Source organism: Lactobacillus sp. (assembly GCF_051873315.1).
Classification (GTDB): Bacteria; Bacillota; Bacilli; order Lactobacillales; family Lactobacillaceae; genus Lactobacillus.
The window spans coordinates 1-20,596 of sequence record NZ_JBJEES010000092.1; the positions used below are offsets into that span (position 1 = coordinate 1).

General features: G+C 53.8%; 20 protein-coding genes. 1 reads left to right on the forward strand and 19 read right to left on the reverse strand.

Features of this window, described 5'->3' with window-relative positions; translation table 11 throughout:
- Positions 1-91: 91 nt before the first annotated feature.
- The 16 genes from ACI32D_RS05400 to rsmG all read right to left on the reverse strand — a co-directional run bounded on the left by ACI32D_RS05400 (position 92) and on the right by rsmG (position 17,452).
- A complete protein-coding gene (locus ACI32D_RS05400) occupies positions 92-2,074 on the reverse strand; it encodes a PTS fructose transporter subunit IIABC (RefSeq protein WP_439775587.1) in 1,983 nt (660 codons plus the stop codon).
- 47 nt (positions 2,075-2,121) lie between these two features.
- Entirely contained in the window at positions 2,122-3,036 is a 915-nt protein-coding gene (pfkB, locus tag ACI32D_RS05405) for a 1-phosphofructokinase (RefSeq protein ID WP_439775588.1), read from the reverse strand.
- Positions 3,036-3,785: a DeoR/GlpR family DNA-binding transcription regulator gene (locus ACI32D_RS05410; RefSeq protein ID WP_439775589.1), complete on the reverse strand. Its 750-nt coding sequence runs from the start codon at positions 3,783-3,785 to the stop codon at positions 3,036-3,038. Before ACI32D_RS05410 ends, pfkB begins: the two co-directional genes overlap by 1 nt.
- A gap of 152 nt (positions 3,786-3,937) precedes the next feature.
- Positions 3,938-4,687 carry an aspartate/glutamate racemase family protein gene (locus ACI32D_RS05415; protein ID WP_439775590.1) on the reverse strand — a complete coding sequence of 250 codons (750 nt, stop codon included), beginning with the start codon at positions 4,685-4,687 and terminating at the stop codon, positions 3,938-3,940.
- Between the two features lie 13 nt (positions 4,688-4,700).
- Positions 4,701-6,251, reverse strand: coding sequence for a UDP-N-acetylmuramoyl-L-alanyl-D-glutamate--2,6-diaminopimelate ligase (locus tag ACI32D_RS05420; RefSeq protein WP_439775591.1), 1,551 nt, complete (start codon positions 6,249-6,251; stop codon positions 4,701-4,703).
- A gap of 36 nt (positions 6,252-6,287) precedes the next feature.
- Positions 6,288-7,499: a sensor histidine kinase gene (locus ACI32D_RS05425; RefSeq protein ID WP_439775592.1), complete on the reverse strand. Its 1,212-nt coding sequence runs from the start codon at positions 7,497-7,499 to the stop codon at positions 6,288-6,290.
- A complete protein-coding gene (locus tag ACI32D_RS05430) occupies positions 7,489-8,175 on the reverse strand; it encodes a response regulator transcription factor (protein WP_201330739.1) in 687 nt (228 codons plus the stop codon). Before ACI32D_RS05430 ends, ACI32D_RS05425 begins: the two co-directional genes overlap by 11 nt.
- Positions 8,176-8,303: 128 nt before the next feature.
- Positions 8,304-10,148, reverse strand: coding sequence for an ABC transporter ATP-binding protein (locus ACI32D_RS05435; protein WP_439775593.1), 1,845 nt, complete (start codon positions 10,146-10,148; stop codon positions 8,304-8,306).
- Positions 10,149-10,158: 10 nt separating this feature from the next.
- Positions 10,159-11,886 (reverse strand): ABC transporter ATP-binding protein, encoded by a 1,728-nt coding sequence (locus ACI32D_RS05440; protein WP_439775594.1) that lies wholly within the window; start codon positions 11,884-11,886, stop codon positions 10,159-10,161.
- A 133-nt stretch (positions 11,887-12,019) separates the two neighbouring features.
- Positions 12,020-12,790: a DUF1129 domain-containing protein gene (locus ACI32D_RS05445; RefSeq protein WP_439775595.1), complete on the reverse strand. Its 771-nt coding sequence runs from the start codon at positions 12,788-12,790 to the stop codon at positions 12,020-12,022.
- A 14-nt stretch (positions 12,791-12,804) separates the two neighbouring features.
- On the reverse strand, positions 12,805-13,905 hold the full coding sequence (ychF, locus tag ACI32D_RS05450) for a redox-regulated ATPase YchF (protein WP_439775596.1): 1,101 nt from the start codon (positions 13,903-13,905) through the stop codon (positions 12,805-12,807).
- A gap of 76 nt (positions 13,906-13,981) precedes the next feature.
- Positions 13,982-14,245 carry a DUF951 domain-containing protein gene (locus tag ACI32D_RS05455; RefSeq protein WP_439775597.1) on the reverse strand — a complete coding sequence of 88 codons (264 nt, stop codon included), beginning with the start codon at positions 14,243-14,245 and terminating at the stop codon, positions 13,982-13,984.
- Positions 14,238-15,131, reverse strand: coding sequence for a ParB/RepB/Spo0J family partition protein (locus ACI32D_RS05460; RefSeq protein ID WP_003624700.1), 894 nt, complete (start codon positions 15,129-15,131; stop codon positions 14,238-14,240). The genes ACI32D_RS05455 and ACI32D_RS05460 overlap by 8 nt, the downstream gene beginning before the upstream one ends.
- Positions 15,109-15,888 (reverse strand): ParA family protein, encoded by a 780-nt coding sequence (locus ACI32D_RS05465; protein ID WP_439775598.1) that lies wholly within the window; start codon positions 15,886-15,888, stop codon positions 15,109-15,111. The genes ACI32D_RS05460 and ACI32D_RS05465 overlap by 23 nt, the downstream gene beginning before the upstream one ends.
- A 1-nt stretch (position 15,889) precedes the next feature.
- Positions 15,890-16,714 carry a nucleoid occlusion protein gene (gene noc, locus ACI32D_RS05470; protein ID WP_439775599.1) on the reverse strand — a complete coding sequence of 275 codons (825 nt, stop codon included), beginning with the start codon at positions 16,712-16,714 and terminating at the stop codon, positions 15,890-15,892.
- An 18-nt stretch (positions 16,715-16,732) separates the two neighbouring features.
- Positions 16,733-17,452 carry a 16S rRNA (guanine(527)-N(7))-methyltransferase RsmG gene (rsmG, locus tag ACI32D_RS05475; RefSeq protein WP_439775600.1) on the reverse strand — a complete coding sequence of 240 codons (720 nt, stop codon included), beginning with the start codon at positions 17,450-17,452 and terminating at the stop codon, positions 16,733-16,735.
- A gap of 163 nt (positions 17,453-17,615) precedes the next feature.
- Here rsmG and ACI32D_RS05480 point away from each other — a divergent pair, with 163 nt between their 5' ends.
- Entirely contained in the window at positions 17,616-18,140 is a 525-nt protein-coding gene (locus ACI32D_RS05480; RefSeq protein WP_439775601.1) for a CvpA family protein, read from the forward strand.
- A 43-nt stretch (positions 18,141-18,183) separates the two neighbouring features.
- Here ACI32D_RS05480 and ACI32D_RS05485 read toward each other — a convergent pair whose 3' ends face one another.
- From ACI32D_RS05485 to ACI32D_RS05495, 3 genes are all read right to left on the reverse strand, one after another.
- Positions 18,184-19,143, reverse strand: a complete 960-nt coding sequence (locus ACI32D_RS05485; protein WP_439775602.1) for an FAD:protein FMN transferase — start codon at positions 19,141-19,143, stop codon at positions 18,184-18,186.
- Between the two features lie 12 nt (positions 19,144-19,155).
- On the reverse strand, positions 19,156-19,938 hold the full coding sequence (locus ACI32D_RS05490; protein ID WP_439775603.1) for a tyrosine-protein phosphatase: 783 nt from the start codon (positions 19,936-19,938) through the stop codon (positions 19,156-19,158).
- Between the two features lie 98 nt (positions 19,939-20,036).
- Entirely contained in the window at positions 20,037-20,585 is a 549-nt protein-coding gene (locus ACI32D_RS05495; protein WP_439775604.1) for an NADPH-dependent FMN reductase, read from the reverse strand.
- Between the last annotated feature and the right edge of the window lie 11 nt (positions 20,586-20,596).

Below are 20,596 nucleotides of genomic sequence, written 5' to 3' on the forward strand. Positions count from 1 at the left end.
ATTTCAAAATAAAATTGCCTAAAATCGTTGATAACACTTGACTTAGAGTAGAAAAGAACTCGGAAAAATCCGAGTTCTTTTTTTGAGAAAATTAGTTCTTTTGGTCAATTGGTTTCTTCCAGAAGCCCAAGATCAAAGCAGCAACGATTGAGCCGATAGCTACGGCGCCCAGGTAGCCAAGCCAGTTGGTTGACAGAGCGATAACCCAGAAACCGCCGTGAGGTGCAGGCACGCCGACGTGCCACAGACCTACCAGGGCCCCACCGACAGCACTGCCGATGATTGATGAAACGATAACGTGCAGCGGGTCAGCACTGGCGAATGGGATGGCCCCTTCAGTGATGAAGGAGAAGCCCAGGATCCAGTTGGAAACGCCGGCCCGGCGTTCGTCTTCAGTAAACTTGTCCTTGAAGAAAGTAGTAGCGATCGCAGTCGCGAATGGGGCTACCATACCACCGACCATAACAGCAGCCATCAAGATAGCTGAAGTCTTGGAAGTCGGGTCGTTGGCGAAGGCACCTGAAGCGAAGACGTAAGCGGCCTTGTTGAAAGGACCACCCATGTCGATACTCATCATGCCGGCCAAAACAGTGGTCAAGAGAACCAGGTTGCCAGTGCCCATGCCGTTCAGGAAGTTGGTAATAACCGCGTTCAAGGCACCGAAGATTGGGTTGACGATGTAGTACATAATCAAGGCAACCAGGAGCAGGCCGAAGATTGGGTAGAGAAGCATTGGCTTCATACCTTCAACGCTCTTTGGCAGCTTAGCGAAGAGCTTCTTGAGGCCCAGGATCAAGTAACCGGCGATGAAACCGATGGCAATCCCGCCCAAAAAGCCGGCTGGTGAAGCGGCCTTGGCGTTAACGTTAACAGCGTAAGAACCACCCAAGGATGAGTTGGTGATTGAGGCCATGAAGCCACCGACGAAACCTGGCATCAAGGCTGGCAGGTCACCGATTGATTCAGCGATGTAGCCGGCCAGAACTGGAACCATGAAGGCGAAGGCCAGGTTACCAGCACTGTTCAAGAAGATGAAGGCCGGGCTCTTGGCACCACCCATGTATTGTTCAACCAAGAAGGAGATGGCCATCAAGATACCACCGCCGATAACGAACGGAAGCATGTGGGAAATCCCGCTCATCAAGTGCCGGTAGATGGTTGACCATACGCCGCCGTTGCTTGCTGAAGTGCTTTCGTTTGCTTCACCGGCTTCAGCGTGGTAAACGCTGCCCTTGCCGGACAGGATGTCGTCAACCAGTTGGTCCGGCTTATTGATCCCGTCAACAACTGGGTGCTTAACCAGTTCCTTGCCGTCAAAGCGGGCCATCTTGACCTGCTTGTCGGAAGCAATGATAACACCCTTAGCCCGCTTGATTTCGTCAGCAGTCAGTTCGTGCTTAACGCCTTCTGAACCGTTGGTTTCAATCCGGACTTCAACGCCGCGCTTTTCACCGGCCTTGATCAAGGCTTCTTCAGCCATGTAAGTGTGGGCGATCCCGTTGATGCAGGCAGTAACGCCAACGATCAATGGCTTTTCGTCTTCACTTTCAGCCTTCTTGGCTTCCGCTTCCTTCTTAGCGGCCAGCTTGGCTTCACGTTCAGCGTCTTCCTTGTCCTTGTCAGCTTCTGCCTGGCTGAAGAGGTCGATAACTTCGTCAGGAGTCTTGGCTGCCTTCAGCTTTTCAACCAGGTCAGGGTTGATCAAAAGGCTGCTCAGCTTAGCCAGGGCTTGCAAGTGGGTGTTGTCAGCACCAGCTGGGGCAGTGATCATGAAGAAGAGGTGGACTGGCTGCTGGTCTAATGAGTCGAAGTCCACGCCCTTTTCGCTCTTGGCAAAAAGCACCCGGGCCTTGTTGATGTATTCGTTTCTGGCGTGAGGCATGGCAATCCCGCCACCGATCCCGGTAGTGGATTCCTTTTCCCGGGCCCAGATGGATTCAACGAACTTTTCCTTGTTGTTGACGATGCCCGTAGCTACTTCCAAGTCGGCCATTTCATTGATGGCGTCGTCCTTGGTGGTGGCCTTTAAGTCCATAATCATGGACTCTGGGCTCAAAATATCTTTAATCCGCATCTTTATTTCCTCAGTTACTAAAAATACTCTGTTACTTTTTATTCCCTTTATTCAACGACGTCGATCTTGATTTGCGGCAAAACAGCGTCGATTTGGCTCTTGACCGCGATGTCTTCAGTGAAGGCCGTAGCCCCGCCGCAGGCACTGCCGACCCGGAGGCCTTCAGCAGCGTCGTGCTTTTCAAACCAAGTGCCGACGAAACCGGCAATCATGGAGTCCCCGGCACCAACTGAGTTGACCGCCGTACCCTTGGCCGCGTTAGCGTGGTAGACGTGGTCAGCAGTTACCAGGTAAGCACCTTCGCCAGCCATGGAGATCATGACGTTTTGGGCACCCATCTTCTGCAGCTTCTTGGCTGCTTCCAGCATGTCGGCAGTTGATGAGAAGCTAGTGTCAAAGAGGTCAGCCAGTTCGTGGTGGTTTGGCTTGATGACCAATGGGTTGAACTTCAAAGTCCGAAGCAAAGCTTCACCAGTCGTGTCAACAACGAATTCCGCTCCCTTTTCCCGAATCAAAGGCAAAAGGCTTTCGTAGAAGTCAGTTGGCAGGCTTGGTGCCAGGCTGCCGCTCAAAACAACGACATCACCTGCTTCCAGGTCGTCCAGGCGGGACTTGAAGGCTGCGACTTCCTGGTCGGTAATGTTCGGACCAGCCGCGTTGATTTCAGTTTCCACCTGGGCGTGGATCTTAACGTTCACCCGGGTGTCGTCGCTGATTCTTACGAAGTCGCTGTTGATCTTCTTGACGTTCAATTGGCGGATCAGTTCTTCGCCGGTAAAGCCGCCGACAAAGCCCCAGGCGGTGTTGTCCACGCCTAATTGGTTAAGAATCTGGGAAACGTTGATCCCCTTGCCCCCAGCCAGGAACTGGGTGTCGCTTGACCGGTTGGTCTCCCCGTCCTTGACTTCTGGCAGTTGCAGAACATAGTCCAAAGCTGGGTTGACAGTCACGGTGTAAATCATTATTCAGCCTCCTCAAGTTGAATATTTACTGGCAATTTCTCCCGGTCGCCTGCTTCCAGACGGCTGATAATGGTCACCTGGTCGGTCTTGGCGAATTCGGCAAAAGTTACCGCGTTAAATTTGCTGCGGTCGATTAAAACGAAAGCCTGCTGACTTTGCTGGATAGCTGTCCTCTTCACGGCAGCTTCCTCAGTGTCCGGCGTGGTCAAAAAGCCGGCCGGGCTCAAGGCGTTGGCACCGATGAAAGCCGCGTTGAAGTTCAGTTCCTGCAGGCGGGAGACAGTGGTCGCGCCAATGGCCGCGTGGGTCTGACGCTTGACGTGCCCGCCTAAAAGGCAGCAGTCAATTCCCGCGTCAGTCAGGGCCAGGGCTGTTTCCAGCCCGTTGGTCACCACATGCAGGCCGCTGATCTCTTTTAAGAAGGGAACCATTTCATAAATGGTCGTCCCCGCGTCCAAAAAGAGATAGTCGTGCGGGTGCACCTTCTTGGCGGCCAGCCTGGCAATGGCCAGCTTGTCTTCCTTGTTCAGATTGAAGCGGATCTGCTGAGCCACGTCCTGGCCAAAGGCCTGCAGGCTCTGCGCTCCGCCATGGACCCGTTTAAGCAGGCCCCGGTCTTCCATTTCACTCAGATCGCGTCTGATCGTCGACTCAGATGTCGAGGTCAAGCGGCAAAGTTCCGTTACGCGGCAAATCTGATGTTCGTCTACATAATGGGCAATCATTTGTTGCCGTTCTTCCGTCAGCATCTTTATCTCACCTCGATATATATTGTAAAGGCTTTCTCGGTCAAAAGCAATCATTTTCCGTCAAAAATGAGCGCTTTTTCTAAAAATTTGGCTGTTTTTGACTGAACACAAAAAAACAAAGCAAAAAAGGCCAGGGCTTCCTGGTCTTTTATTTAGTCATATAGATATTTCTGGCAGGCCTGGCGGGGATCTTGCCCGTTTCTGATCGCCAGAGCCAGTTCGATCGTCACGTCAGCGATGATCGACTGGGGGTCGATCACCTGGTAAGGGTGGTCCGGCGCCTGCTCCTGGGCTAAGGAAAGTTCCGTGCAGCCCAGCAGGATCACGTCGCAGCCATAGTCGTCGTGCATCTTGCGGAGAATCTCATGGTAGAGCTCCTTGTCAACGATCCCCTTCTCCTTGATGTCCCGGTAGATCAATTCCGTCACCATCGGCTGGATCTCCGGACCTCCGAATTCGACTTCCCGGCCGATCCGGTGGATCTCGTCTTCATAAAGGTGGTCGTAAATTGACCCTTCAGTCGCGATCAAGCCGATCTTCGGGCTGTCCGGGTACTGGTCAGCATACTTGTGCACGGCAATCCGCATCATGTGCAGGAAGGGAATGTCGGTCAAGGCCGCCAGGTCGTCGTAAAAGTAGTGGGCCGTGTTGCAGGGCATGACCATGAAGTCCGGCCCCAGCTTGGCCTGGCCTAAAACATCTTCTTTAAGCGCATTGAAAAAATTCGGCTGGCTGTGGTCCTTGATGTAGGCCGTCCGGTCTGGCACCTGGGCATCGTTGACCAGGATGTAGTTCAAGTAGTCCTGGTCCTTGCTGATCTTGACCCGGTGGTTGATCAAGCGGACATAGCTTTCGGTCGCGATGGTCCCCATCCCGCCGATAATGCTGAAGAAATGCTTCAAATAATATCAATCCTTACTTTTCTAATTCCTGGACCACCTGCCGGGCGATGACAATGTCGCCGGCATATGGGGTGTCTACCCCGCGAACCTTCTGGAAGGCGTCAGCCCCCTTGCCGCAGAGCAGGACCACGTCGTCTGGGCCAGCTTCGGAAATAGCTTCCTTGATGGCCTTTTCCCGGTCCAGTTCGATAACCGTTTCACACTTGGAGTGGTCGATCCCGGCATCGATTTCCTCACAGATGTCCTGGGCACTTTCAAAGCCAGGGTCGTCCGTAGTTAGGTAGGCCTTGTCAGCTTCAGCCGTCAAGCTTTCGCTGAAGCCCGGCCGGCGGGAAATCCCCTTGTCCCCAGGCGCGCCGACAACGACGATGACCCGCGGGTTGGTGAATTCCCGGCGCATGAAGCGCATCAAAGCCAGCATGGAGGCCTTGTTGTGGGCATAGTCCACCACGATCAAACCGTGCTTTTGGGTAGTGACGGTTTCCATCCGGCCTGGGATGGTCACGTGCCGGATACCTTTAGCGCAGTCTTCGTAGCTCATCCCGGCTAAACCAGCCCCGATGATAGCACCGGTAGCGTTGGTTTCGTTGAAGTCCCCGATCATCTGCAGGGTGTATTCACCAGAGATCGGCAGCTTGCGGGCCTTGCTTGAAGCTGTGGTCAAGGTGAACTTGGTTTCAGCCAGGTCAGTTTCCACAGACTTGTAGCGGAAGTCGATCGGCTTCTTCAGATCCGGGTTTTCAAAGCCGTCCCGGGCAAACAGGTAGATGCTGTCCGGGTTGGTCGTGGTCGTTGCTGCCGCGTAGACATCGGCGAAGCGGTCAGTTTCCGCGTTGATGATGCACTTGCGGGAGTTGACCAAAAGCTGCAGCTTGCAGTGAAGGTAGTCCTCAAAGTCCGGGTGCTCGTTGACCCCGATATGGTCCGGGCTGATGTTCAAGAAGAAGCCCAGGTCGTAAGTCAGGCCAAAGACCCGGCTCTTCTTGTAGGCTTGGGATGACACTTCCATAACCATGTGGGTCATGCCGTTGTCCACTGCCCGCCGCATGTCTCTGAACAAGTCCAGTGATTCCGGCGTGGTCAAGCTGGACTTAAAGGTGTCTTCCGGAGCTGGCCCGAGGATGTTGTTGACTGAGGACAAAAGAGCGGTCCGGCCGCCGTTGAGCTGGTCCAGCATCCCCTTTAAGAAGTAGGCGGAAGTGGTCTTGCCCTTGGTCCCGGTAAAGCCGACCAGGAAGAGGTCGTCTTGCGGGAAGCGGTAGAAGGCAGCTGACAAAAGAGCCATCGCCTTGGACACGTTGCGGACGATCAAGGCATGCATCCCCGTGCCTTCCGGGTATGGCTGCTCAGCCACGTAGGCAATTGCCCCGTTTTCCTTGGCCATGGTCAGGTAGGTTGGCCGAAAGCCCGCCCCCTTGCAGAAGAAGAGGCTGTTGTTCTGGACGTCGCGTGAGTCATAAGAAACAGCCTCCATCCGGCTCTGGACAGTGTCCTGGACGGCACTGGACTTGAGCAGGTGGTGTTCTTTCAAGATTAAAATACAGGTGTTTAATGAGATGCTCATTTTTACTCCTCACTGTCAATTAAGATTCAGTTCAAATTATACCACAGGTCTATGAGCGAAGTTATTGGCCTGGGGATCCCGGGGCAAGAGAATGATAAAACTGGTCCAATCCTTGTTTGATTCACAGCGGATCGTTCCCCCGTGCAATTCAACGACCCCCTGGACGATGGACAGGCCTAAGCCCGTACCGCCGGTCTTGGTGTTGCGCGAGCTTTCCACCCGGTAGAAGCGGTCAAAAATCTTCTTCAATTTATCCTTGGGAATCGGTTCCCCGTTGTTCTCCACCCGCAGCTCAACCTGCTCATGGTTGATCAGGTTGGCCACCAGGTTGATCCGGCTGGCCCCAGCCGCGTACTTCAAGGCATTGGAGATCAAGTTGTTGTAGACCCGGACCAGCTTTTCCACGTCGGCGTTGACGATCAAGTCGTCCGGCCGGGCTTTAACGTTAAAGGCAATGCCCTTCTTTTCAGCTTCCAGTTCAAAGCCGGCCGCCACCTGCTCCATCATGCCCTTGATATTGATTGGGGTCACGTTCAGCTTGGTCTTTGTCGACTTCAAGGTGGTGTACTCAAAAAGGTCATTGGCCAGGGACTTCATCTGCTCAGCCTTGTCATAGGCGATATTGATGTACTTGAGCATGTCCTCCTGGCTGGTCACTGCCCCGTTCTTAAGCAGGCCCAGGTAGCCGATGATGCTGGTTAAAGGAGTCCGGATGTCGTGGGAAACATTGGTGATCAATTCGTCTTTTGACTGTTCGATCGCCTTTTCTTCATTGATCGCCCCCACAGTTGAGTCAACCAGGGAGTTGATGGAGTCGATCACCTTCTGCATGTCAGTATTGACGCTAAAGGAAATCCGGTGGTCAAAGTGACCGTTGGCGATATAGTGCAATTCAGAAATGATGTGCCGCAACTGCATCTGGTGGTAGCGGCGGATCAAGCGCCAGTATAAGACGACGACGTCGGCGATTCCCATCATGATGATCCCGATTCTTTCCCAGGACCAGATATGGTAGCCTGGCCCGATCGTCATTGTTCTTTTCAAAAAATAGATGCCGTTGACCAAGCTCTTGTCCTGCAGGACCGCCAAATGGTAAAGGATGATGACGGACATGTTCAAGAGCAGCATGATGATGATTGTCACCACGCCTTCCGCGAAAAGCTCGCTCTTTTCAGCCGCGGTCAGCTTGACCCGGGGCCGCTTGCCCTGGACGACTTGCTGTTCTTTTTTATCTTGCTTAGGCTTCAACCTTGTAACCTACACCCCATACAGTCTTGATGACTTCCTCGCCATCGGTGGCCTTCTGGATCTTGTCCCGCAAGTGGGAAACGTGAACCATGACCGTCTTGGCGCTAACGATGGACTCTTGCTGCCAGACCCGCTCGAAGATCTCATCAGCTGAGAAGACCCGGTTGGGGTGGCTGGCCAAAAGGTAGAGAATGCCGAATTCCAGGGCCGTCAGCTGAATTTCCTTGCCTTCGACCGTCTTGACCTCATGGGAGTCCTTGTTGATGATCAAGGGACCAACTTCCAGAACGTCAGGTTCTTCTTCCTTGACCTGCTTCTGGCTGCGGCGCAAAAGGGACCGGACCCGGGCCATTACTTCCAGGGGATTGAACGGCTTGGACACGTAGTCATCAGCCCCGGTGATGAGCCCCTGGATCTTGTCCATGTCGCCGGTCTTGGCGCTGACGATGATGATCGGAATATCGGAATCTTTGCGGACTTCCTTGACCACATCGATCCCTGACATGTTCGGCATCATCACATCCAGAATCATCAAGGCAATATCCGGCGTGGTCGAGAGCTTGGTCAGGGCTTCCTTGCCATTATATGCGGCAATTGGCTCATAGCCTTCATTCTTCAAATAAATGCTTAAGAGTTCCACGATTTCGTGGTCATCGTCGACAACGAGAATTTTCATCTGCTAAACCTCTTCTATTCCAAACTTATCTAACCTATATTGTAACCTTTATTTTAACCAATATACCAAAAAGAGCGTACTTTGACGTACGCTCAAACTTGGATTTTAGCAAAACATAAGATTCGCCCTTATTGGATTTCTTTTTTACCGGTGTAGAGCTCGTAGTAGTAGCCCTGCTTGGCCAAAAGCTGGTCGTGGTTGCCGGCTTCCAGGACCCGGCCGTGGTCCAGGACCATGATCAAGTCGGAGTTGACGATGGTGGACAAACGGTGGGCAATGACAAAGCTGGTCCGGCCAGCCAAAAGGTTGTCCATCCCGGCTTGCACCAGGCGCTCAGTCCGGGTGTCGATGGAACTGGTGGCTTCGTCCAGGATCATGACCGGCTTGTCAGCAATCATGGCCCGGGCAATGGAAAGCAGCTGCAGCTGCCCTTGGGAAAGGTCACCGCCGCCCCCGTCAATGACCGTTTCATAGCCGTCATCCAGGTCATGAATGAATTCGTCGGCCCGGGCCAGGCGGGCTGCCTGGTAGACGTCGTCATCCGAGGCGTCAGGCCGGCCGAAGCGGATGTTTTCCATAACGTTGCCGGTAAACATGTGGGTTTCCTGCAAAACGATGGAGACGGACTTGCGGAGGTCATCTTTTTTGATATCCATGATATCGATGCCGTCGTAAGTGATCGTGCCGGAATTGATTTCATAGAAGCGGTTGATCATGCTGGAGATGGTGGTCTTCCCGGCCCCGGTTTCCCCGACCAGGGCCACCTTCATGCCTGGCTTGGCATCAAGGGAGATGTCATGCAGGATCTGCTTGCCTGGCACGTAGCCGAAGTTGACGTGGTCAAAGACGATGTGCCCCTTGACTGGGACGTACTTAAAGCCGTTTTCAGTTGGGACCTTCCACTGCCAGGCATTCTTGACGCCTGGCTTTTCTTCGATAGTGACCTGGCCATCGTCGACTTCAACTTTTTCATCCAGGACCTGGAAAATCCGCCGGGCCCCGGCAATGGCTAAAACGATAGCGTTCAGCTGCTGGGAAATCTGTGCGATTGGCATGATGAAGGCCTTGGACAGCTGCATGAAGGAAGCCAGTGCCCCCAAGGTCAGCGGAATATTGCCGGCTAAGATAGCCGCCCCGCCGATCAAGGCAATCAAAACGTAGAGCAGGTTGCCGATGTTGCCCATGATCGGGAACAAGATGGTGGCATAGGTGTTGGCCTTGCCTGAGGCAACCCGCAGCTGTTCGTTGTATTTGTCAAAGTCCGCCTTGGCTTCTGGCTCATGGGAGAAGACCTTGATGACCTTCAAGCCGTTGAGCATTTCTTCGTTGTAGCCGTTGACCAGCCCCAAAGTCTTTTGCTGCTGGTCAAAGTAGTAGCTGGACTTCTTGGTCAGGTAGCGGACAACTCCCAAAGACAGGAGGACCACTGCCAAAGAAACCAGGGTCAATTGCCAGCTGAGGTAGAACATCCCCGCCAAAACGAAGACCACGGTAAAGACCGAGTTGGCGAACATCGGCAAGGCTTGAGAAATCATCTGCATCAAGGTGTCGATGTCGTTGGTGTAGCGGGACATGATGTCGCCGTATTCGTTTTGGTCGAAAAAGGCGATCGGCAGCCGCTGCATGTGGCTAAACATTTCATTTCTGATCTGCTTTTGCACCTGCTGGGACAAAACCATCATCAGCAAGGTGAAAAGGTAGTTGGCTACCAGACCGATGGCGTAAACGCCGGCCATGAGCAAAACTGCATGAGCCAGAGGGCCGAAGTCCGGGCTCTTTTGCTTGAGCATGGGCGTGATATAGCGGTCGATAACCTGTTCAATGAACAAGGAGCCGACAACAGAAGCTGCCGCGCTGATGATCACGGAGACCAGGGAAATGATCAAAGATGCCGGACTAACCCGGTAGACGTACTTCAGCAGGCGGTTCAAGGTCTGCATTTGTGATGGTTGCTGAGCTTGTTTTTTAGTCATCGATTATCACCTACTTGCTGTTTTCTTCCTGGAACTTGGCGATGGATGAGTACAAGTCGTTGCGCTTGATCAATTCATCGTGAGTTCCGACGTCTTCGATCTGCCCGTGGTTCATGACCACGATCCGGTCAGCATCCTTGATGGACACGATCCGCTGGGAAATGATGATCTTGGTCGTTTCCGGCAGGTCCCGCTTCAAGGCTTCCCGGATTTCCCGCTCGGTCTTAGTGTCAACGGCACTGGTAGAGTCATCCAAGATCAAGATCTTTGGCTTCTTCAAAAGAGCCCGGGCAATGGTGATCCGCTGCTTTTGCCCACCGGAAACGTTGTTGCCGCCTTGTTCGACCATGGTGTCGTAGCCGTCCGGCATTTCCCGGATAAAACCGTCAGCGTGGGCAATCTTGGCTGCTTGGACGATTTCCTCGTCACTGGCGTTTTCATTGCCCCACTTGAGGTTGTCCTTGATGGTGCCGGAGAAGAGGACGTTCTTTTGCAAAACGACCGCCACGTTGTCACGCAAAGTCTTGAGGTCGTAAGAGCGCACGTTGTGGCCGCCGACTCTGACTGCCCCGCCGGTCACGTCGTAAAGACGGGGAATCATGGAGATCAAGGTTGACTTGGAGGATCCGGTTTCCCCGATGATCCCCAGGGTTTCCCCGGACTTGATCCGCAGGTCGATGTCCTTTAAGGCGTAGTGGGCGTCTTCCTTGTCGTACTTGAAGTCAACGTGGTCAAAAACGATTTCCCCGTTGGTAACGCTGGTCAAAGGCGACTTGGCCGGGTTGACGATGGTCGGCTTAGCCGTCAAAACGTCAGCTACCCGGTGCCCGCTTGACTGGGCCATCATCAGCTGGGTGAAGATCATGGACAGGATCATCAAAGACATCAAGATGGACATGGTGTAAGAGAACATGGAAACCAGCTGGCCAGTTGCCAGTTCGTGGCCCACGATCAGTTTTGCCCCAAACCAGGACAGGGCCAGCATGACGGCATCGATCATTAAAGTCATGACCGGGCCGTTGAAGGCCATGATGAACATGGCCCGGCTGAAGAGCTTGTAGATCTTGCTAGTGGACTTTTCAAAGTTCTCAATCTGCTCTTCTTCATGGACGTAGGTCTTGACTTCCCGGACCCCGCGGATGTTTTCCCGGACCTTCCGGTTCAGTTCATCATAAGCCCGGAAGATTCTCGGGAAGTACGGCCGGGCATTCTTGATGATCAAGATCATGGCAAAAGCCAAAACAGGAACGGCCACAAGGAAGACCAGGGTCAATTTCCAGCTGATCGTCGCTGCCATGACAAGCGAAATGATCATCATAAACGGTGCCCGGACGGCCATTCTGATGCTCATCTGGTAAGCCTGCTGGATGTTGTTGGTGTCGGTCGTCAGCCGGGTCACCAGACTGGCGCTGGAGAACTTGTCAATGTTTTCAAATGAGAAGTCCTGCATGTGGTAGAACATGTCCTGGCGGAGGTTGGCGGTAAAGCCGGCTGCCGCGTGGGCTGAAAAGTAGCTGGCACTGGCCCCCAGAACCAGGGAGACCAGGGTCAGCAGGATGGTGAACAGACCCATCTTGCGCACGTAGTCCATGTCGCCCTTGTTGATCCCGTTGTCAATCAAGAGTCCCATGATATACGGGATATACATTTCAATGAAGACCTCGACGACCACGCACAAAGGAGACAAGAGCGTCTCTTTTTTGTACTGGCGGACGGACTTCAATAAAGTCTTAAGCATTGATGACCTCCTTTTTCATTGCTTTTTATAAAAAATCGTCAAACAAAAACAAATAGATGCTCAGCATCTATTTGTTCTTTAATTATCAGCTATTTATTTTACACCCATTTAAAATAAAAAGCACGCTATTGATTTACTTTTTCTTCATGGTCAGCTTATCCGGGCTGAGAGAGGTCCCTTCAATCCCGTAGTGGCGGCGAAGCAGCCAGCGGATTCCGTAAGCAACAGCGGCCACCAGGATGTCAGCCCAGCCTGGCAGAACCGGGTTGATGACGGACAAGGCCGGAATTGAGAGGACAAAGACGATCAGCATGATGATCAAAAGTGACCCCAGAAGGCCCCAGATCACCTTGCCCCAGGCCGGCTTGCCGGTCTTCGGGTCAGGCTGCATCCAGGAGTTGTATTTGGTGAAGTACCAGCCCATGGCCAGACCCATCACGATCAAGGTCACGATCCCGGAACCAGAGGATGTGGACTTGCTGTTGTCCGTGAACAATTGCAAGACCCCAAACAAAACCGTCAGCATAGCCGTGTAGAAGAGGGCCCCGTCCAGGGCAACCAGCTTGTCTGGCACCTTTTCCGGCTTAACGACCGGGTGCAGGATCTGGCTGGCCTTCAGCTTTGGCGCCGCGCCAAACAAAACGTTGGCCGGCTGCCCCTTGATCTGGGCGTCGTAGATTTCCGGCAAAAGGCTGTCGATCTTGCCGTCAGCGTCGCCTTCGCTCAAGCCCCCGGCAACCAGTTCCTTCTTCAAGCGGTAGATGTAGTCCTTGTTCTTGTTGGACAATTTCCCCCGGAGTTCTTCCGGGTTCTCCTGCTTGATGCTTTCCGTCTTGGCTTCTGCCTGCCCCTGCTTTTGCAGCTTGGCTTGAGAAGCGTTCTTAACTTGCTTTTCTTCGCTCACTTCTGTCTCCTGTCTTATACGTTAAATCTGAATTCGATGATGTCGCCGTCCTGGACTTCGTAGTCCTTGCCTTCCAGGCGGACTCTGCCAGCTTCCTTGATCTTCTGCATGCTTTCGTACTTGTCCAGGTCTTCGAAGGAAACGACTTCGGCCCGGATGAAGCCCCGTTCAAAGTCGGAGTGGATGACCCCGGCGACTTGCGGCGCCTTCATGCCCTGGTGGAAGGTCCAAGCCCGGGTTTCCTTGCCCCCAGCCGTAAAGAAGGTTCTAAGACCCAGCAGGTGGTAGGCAGCCCGGATCAAACGGTCCAAACCTGATTCTTCGACCCCTTCAGCCGCCAGCATTTCTGCCTTTTCTTCATCGTCCAGGCCAGCGATTTCTTCTTCGATAGCCGCGGAGATGCCCAGGCAGCCGGCGCCTTCCTTGTCGGCGTGAGCCTTGACGATTTGGTAGTACTTGTCGCTTTCCGGATCAGCCATGGATTCTTCAGCGATGTTGGCCACGTAAATGACTGGCTTGGAAGTCAAGAGGAAGAGACCCTTGACGATCTTGGCTTCGTCGTCATTGAACTTGATGGACCGGACCGGGTCGCCGGCTTCCAGAACTGGCTTGATCTTTTGCAGGACATTGTATTCAGCCATGGCTTCCTTGTCCTTTTGCTGGGCCATCTTCTGCACCTTGCCGATCCGGCGGTCAACTGAGTCCAGGTCAGCGTAGATCAGTTCCAGGTTGATGGTGTCGATGTCTTCTTCCGGGTCAACCTTGCCGGAGACGGAAGTGATGTTTTCATCGTCAAAAGCCCGGACCACGTGCACGATGGCGTCGGTTTGGCGGATGTTTTCCAGGAACTTGTTGCCCAGGCCTTCACCCTTGGAAGCCCCCTTGACCAAGCCGGCGATGTCAGTGAATTCAAAAGTCGTGTGAACGACCTTCTTGGCCGGGATCAGTTCCTGGATTCTGGCCAGGCGCTTGTCCGGCACTTCAACCATCCCTACGTTTGGTTCAATAGTCGCGAATGGGTAGTTGGCCATTTCCGCGCCCGCCTTGGTAATTGCGTTAAACAGAGTTGACTTGCCGACGTTTGGCAAACCGACGATACCAGCAGTTAAAGCCATATTTTGTAATTCCTCTTTCTTGTTTTTTCTTGCTTGCGTGTTTAATTCTTGGCCTTTTGGCCAGATTAGTCAATGCCTAGCCGAAATTTGGCCGGGCGATGTCTTCCTTTGGCACGTAAAAATCGCTCTTCAGGTTGACGGGATCATTGCTCTTGGCTAAGAGCTTCTTGACCTTCTTGTTGAAATCAGCTCGCGGCATCATGACCACATGCCCGCAGCCCATGCATTTGAGGCGGATGTCGGCACCCAGGCGCAGGACCTCCCAGTTGTTGGTCTGGCAAGCGTGGGGCTTCTTCATTTCAACCGTGTCCGCCAAGTCAAAAGTAATGTTTTTAGTCATCGAGATTCACACCTAACAAATCCAGAATCCGGTTCAATTCATCCGGAGAAGCGAAGTCAATTGACAAGTGCCCCTTCCCCGTCTTGTTTTCCGTAATGCTTACCGGCGAGCCGAACTTGGCCGCCAATTGGCTTTCGCTGGCCCGGACAAAGGCCGACTTGCCGGCATTCTTTTTCTTCTGCTTCTGCCCGCGCTCGTTCATCTTGGCTACCAGCGCCTCGACCTTGCGGACCGGCATCCCTTCCTTGACCACCCGCTTGGCCAGTTCATCGATTCTGTCCTTGTCCTTCAAGCCCAGCAAAGTTCTGGCCTGGCCCATGGACAATTCCCCTCTTTGCAAAAGGCCCTTGGTCTTCTGCGGCAGGGTGAGCAGGCGGAGGTAGTTGGTGATGTAAGGACGGGACTTGCCCATCTTCTTGGAAACCTCTTCCTGGGTCAGGCCCAGGTTCTTTTGCAGCATTTCATAAGCCTGGGCTTCTTCCAAAGGAGTCAGGTCTTCCCGCTGCAGATTTTCCAGGATGGCCACTTCCATCATCTGGCTTTCATCAAACTGGCGGATGATGGCCGGGATGGTAGCCTGGCCGGCTAATTCCGAAGCCCGGCAGCGGCGCTCACCGGCGATGATTTCGTAGCCGCCGACTGACCGGCGGACGATGATCGGCTGCAGAACCCCGTTTTCCTTGATGGATTCGGCCAGTTCGGCCAGCTTCTTTTCGTCGAAGTTCTTCCGCGGCTGGTAGGGGTTGGGCCGGACTTCTGCCAGAGGCAGGTCTTCGATTTCCTCGGCCGGCTTTACCTGGGGCTCTTCTTCAAAAAGCGCTCCCAAGCCCCGGCCCAGGCCGCCCTTCTTCTTTTCCTGTTTCTTATTTCTTGAGTCTCTTGCCATGAGCCTTCAGCACCTCTTTTGCTAAGTCATCATAAACCTTGGCCCCGCGCGAACTTGGCGCGTATTCCGTGATTGCCTCCCCATAGCTTGGCGCTTCGGCCAGCTTGGTGATCCGCGGGATGATCGTCTTGTAGACCCGGTCACCGAAATATTCCTTGACCTGCTGAACCACGTCAGCCCCCAGGTTGGTCCGGGCATCCAGCATGGTCAAAAGGACCCCTTCCACGCCCAGGTCCTTGTTGAAGTGCTTCTGGACTAAGCGGATGGTGTTGAGCAGCTGGCTCAGCCCTTCCATAGCGTAGTATTCGCTTTGAACCGGAATCAAAATCGACTGGCTGGCCGTAAAGGCGTTGATGGACAATTGCCCCAAAGAAGGGGGACAGTCGATAAAGATGAAGTCGTACTTGTCGCCCAGGTCTTCAATGGCCCCCTTCAAGCGGGTTTCCCGGGCCATCATGCTGATCAGCTCGGTTTCCGCCCCGGCCAGATTGATCGTGGCCGGCACGATGTCCAGCTTCTTGCTGCTGGTCGGCTTGATGGCTGAGGCAATCGGGATTTCATCGATTAAGACATTGTAGATGTCATACTCGATGGTTGACTTCTCAATCCCCAAGCCTGATGTGGCATTGCCCTGCGGGTCAATGTCGACAATCAATACCTTGTAGCCTCTCTTAGCAATGGAAGCGGCCAAATTGATGGTCGTCGTGGTTTTGCCAACGCCGCCCTTCTGGTTGGCGACTGCAATGACGCTGCCCATGCTAGTCCTCCTTTTTCTTTCTCTGATTCTTCATCACAATGGTGATCTGGTATTCATCCGGGCTCTTAGCCTCGGTGACTTTGACTTTCACGCCGGATTCCTTGGCCAGTTTGACTGCTTGCTTGATCGTGTTGATCTGCAGCTGCATATCCCGGTCATAGCGGACCACCGGCTTCTTTTTAACAACCGGCTTAGGATTGGCCAGTTTGGCTGCCCGCTCTTCCGTCTCTTTCACGCTGAGGCCCTGCTCGGTGACCTCCTTAGCCAATTTCACCTGGTCTTCCTCGCTTAAGCCCAAGATGGCCCGGCCGTGGCGGGCGCTAAGGTCGCCTTTGGCCAAAAGTTCTTGCACGGGTTCGGCCAGCTTGAGCAGGCGGAGCTTATTGGCCACGTAGGACTGGGACTTGCCGATGTCCTGGGCCAGCTGGGTCTGGGTCAAGTCGTTGAGCTCCATCAATTGCTCATAAGCCTGGGCCTCATCGATTGGGTTCAGGTTTTCCCTTTGCAGGTTTTCGATCAAGGCCAAAGAAGCGGTCTGCTGGTCATCGAGATTGTTCACGATGGCCGGGATCTTTTCCCAGCCCAGGCTCTTAGCCGCCCGGAAACGGCGCTCGCCGGCGATGATTTCGTAGCCGCCCTGGTCCAGGCGGACGATGATCGGCTGCAAGAGCCCTTCTTCTTGCAAGGTCTGGGCCAATTGCTGGATGGAATCGTCGCTAAAAGTCCTTCTTGGCTGGTAGCGGTTCGGATGGATTTCCGCTAAAGGCAGGTCCTGGACCTGCTTGTTTTGGGGAATTTCATTTCGATGGAAAAAACCAAAAGCCATTTGGGAACCTCCAAAAAACTACAAGGGTTTCCGGTTCGGCGTGCCTGCCTGGCGCGGGTACTTGCCCGGAGTTGCCTTGACCTTGTCAATCAGGACGAGGGTCCTTTCTTCATCGCTGCCCGGCAAGGTGAAGACCCGGCTGAAGACAGCTTCGCCGCCCAGTTTCTTCAGGGCATTCTTGGCGTCTTCCAGCTCTTCGTCAGCCCGCGGGCCCTTTAAAGCCAGGAACTTGCCGCCGACTTTGGCCAGGGGCAGGCAGTATTCGCTTAAAACGCTCATTCTGGCCACGGCCCGGGCGGTTACCAGGTCAAACTTTTCCCGGTAGTCCGGGTTCTGCCCTACATCTTCGGCCCGGCCGTGCACCAAGTTCACGCCTTCAATGCCAAGTTTCTCCAGCAAGTCGGACAAGAAGTTCAGCCGCTTGCCTAAAGAGTCAACGATGGTGACTTCCAGGTCCGGGCGGAGAATCTTGATCGGCAGTGACGGAAAGCCGGCTCCGGCCCCGACATCGCAGAGCTTGGCCCCTTCGCTAAAGACCTCCGGCCAGAGCAAAAGCGGGGTCACGCTGTCGTAGAAGTGCTTGAGGTAGACCTCGTCTTCGTCCGTGATCCGGGTAAGGTTGACATGTTCGTTGACCCGGACCAATTCCTTAAAATATGTTTTAAATTGTTGCTCTTGGACAGGAGACAACTTAAAATTAGATTTTGACAATGTTTCTGCAAAAAGTTCAGGATTCATTCTTTCACCTGTGAAACTGTGTTTCACACCCTTAAATGTAACGCAAAAAGCAATCTTGCGCAAAAAAATGTTACACAAACTATCTTAACAATTATGGATTATTTTTGCTTGAAGGTCAAAAATAATCCTTGGAAAATTACAGCTAAAAACAAAGGATAAAAAGATGCTCTTAGTTATTTTCGTCATTCTCTATATTGCCTGGCAGACCTACAAGGGCTACCACGTAGGTTTCTCCAAGCGGATCGTCAACCTGATCTTCGCTGGTCTGGTCTTCATGCTGGCCATCATGCTGCAAAACCCAATCGGCAATCTGATTTACACCCAGTTCGTCCAAGGACAGGCGGGGGACTCCAGCATGGTCTTGCAGGCCTGCCGCTTCGGGGCCTTCTTCGCCCTCTTCTTCATCCTCAAGCAGGTGGCCAAGATCTTCAAGGCCTGGCTGCCGGATCAGGAGACCAAGACTGGTTTCACGGCCACTTTGGACCACATTGCCGGGGCCATCGTTTCTTTCGTGGCCTCCTACTTCTTCATGTACGTGGTCCTGTCCATCCTCAACTCAGTCGGCGTCAGCCAGCTGAGCCAGATGATCAGCGATTCCCAGCTGCTCAGTTTCATCGTCAACGACACGCCTGGTCTGTCAACCGGGGTCTTCAAGACTCTCTTCAGCGTCAGCCGGACCACTGCCTAAAAAAAGCAGCTTCACCAGAAGGTGAGGCTGCTTTCGTTTTCTTTTAGTAATCCAGGCCGACTTTTTCTACCCGTTCATCGTTATAAACGTAAACGGCGCCTAAGCGGCGGCGGTTGACCCAACCAGCAATTGGCTGACCGGCAAAGAAGCAGCGCTTGCACTCAATTTCCGCGTCAACGGAATTCTTGGTGAAGGTCGTCACCCCGGCAATGTTGGTTTCCACCGGGTAGCCGGTCCGGGAGTCGATCAAGTGGTGGTACTTGTGGCCATCCACTTCCAAGAAGCGCTCGTAAGTCCCGCTGGTGACCACGGAGCATTCCGGGATCATCATGGCCGTGATGTTTTCTCCCCGCGGCTTCAATGGATCTTGGACGCCTACCGTCCACATCCCGTTGGCCCGCTTTGGGCAAGGGTTGACGAAGAGGACGTTGCCGCCTAAGTTGATGATGCCGGCTTCGACCCCGTAGGCCCGCCAGAGGTCCCGGATCCGGTCGGCCGTCCAGCCCTTGGCGATCCCGCCCAAGTCCAGCTCCATGCCTTCCTGCTTCAAAAAGACCGTGTGGTCATCGTCGTTTAATTCGACTTGCCAAGGATCGATCAGCTTCATTTTCTCTTTGATTTCCGCGTCACTTGGCACGCGGGCGTCCTTAAAGCCGATGGACCAGAGCTTGACGAGCGGGCCAATCAAGGCGTTAAAGCCGAAGTTTTCCCGGCTGGTCTCAACGGCCAGCTTAATCAAGCCGTAAACGCTGCTGGAGACCTGGACAGGCTCCTTGCCTGCTTGATCATTGACCCTGGTGACTTCTGAAAGGCCGTAGCGGGGGTCATCCGGTTTGCGGTTGACCGTCAGCAGGTCTTCAAAGTGGTCGATCAAGGCCTTGGTCTGGTCCAGGATCTTTTCCGGGTCTTCCCTTGCCCCGTAGATCTGCAGGCTGATGTGGGTCCCCATGGCCCTGTGCTGGGCCATGACTTGGTCAGTTGATATGTATTTGATGATTTCCATTTTTAAAAATCCTTACTCTTCTAGATACTTGGCCCGGAGCTGGTCCCGGAGGGCCGAGCTGACGCCCAATTGCCGGGTCAAAAAGGCTTCCATGCCGCCGTACTCCTGGTTGATGGTGATCAAGGCGCTGTCTAAGTACTCATTGTTCACCGTGCCCAGTGACCGGAGGTTGGCCCGCTGAACCAGGCTTTCCCCGTTTTCCCGGGCTTCCTTGTCCCTTTTGGCCCGGTAGCCGTTAAGACAGGGAGCAGATAAAAGATAGTCCTGGCGGATGGTTTCCTGGTCAACCCCTAAGACTGTCAGCAAAAAGACGGTCGCCAGGCCCGTCCTGTCCTTGCCTTCTGAGCAGTGGTAGATGGTCCCGCCTTCTGCTTCAGCAAGATAAGCCAGCACTTGGCCAAAGGCCGCCTGGGCGTGCTTTTCCGTCACCATCAGCCGGTAGCTCTCCACCATGTGACGGAAGCCCGCCAAGGGGTCTAAGCTATACTGCTTGGCTAATTCCGCCAGGCTGGCCGCTGCCTTGGTCTGGTCCCGGCTGTTGACGGGAATATTGACGTTCTGGATGCCGGCCAGCTGCTTGTCCGGCCGCTTGCGGCACTCTTGGGGAGAACGGAGGTCGATGATGGTTTTGACCCCGCGGGCCCGCAAATAGTCAGCATCCTCCTCGCTGATCGCCGCGACCATCCCGGTCCGCAGCAAAAGTCCGGCCTTGATCCTCCTGCCGGCAAAGCCGGTATAGCCGCCAAGGTCCCGCGGATTGCGGACCGTTTTCAAGGGTAAAAGCTCCATTGCCATCTTTTTCTCCTCCTTCACTTTCTCCCTACAATTTTAAACCAAAACAAGGCGGAAGCGCCAAGCCACCGCCTTGTTTTTAGATTTTTGCTTTTTCGTCCTTACTTCTTAGCTTGTTCTACGAAAGCAAAGAAGGCTTCCATGACCTTGTCCAGTTGGGCGATTGAAGCTTCGTCAACCAGGTCGCCGCTTTCCTTGTCAAAGCTGCTGTAAGCCCGGCCGATCAGCAATTCGTTGCCTGGCAAAACGTTGGCCGTCATGTCTGGTGACAGCAGGATTTCCCGGGCATCTTCCTGGGCGCGGGAAGCGCCTTGGCCGCCCAAGGACACGCCTACAACGCAAACTGGCTTGTAGGCCATGACCTTGCTGCCAGCGTGGCTGCCCAGCCATTCCAAAGCACTCTTCAAAGCGGCTGGGATACCGTGGTCGTATTCTGGAGTAGCGATGATCAAGCCGTCAGCCTGGTCAACCTTTTCCCGCCAAGCAGAAACTCTGGCGTCAGCTTGCCCTTCCTTGTAGAAGGCTGGCAGGTCGCCAATTTCAGCGACTTCGATTTCCGCCTTATCGCCAAAGCGCTTGGCGATGAACTGGCAGAGCAGACGGTTGAAAGAAAAATCGGCATTAGTTCCGACAATAGCTAATAATTTCATTTGGCAATCCC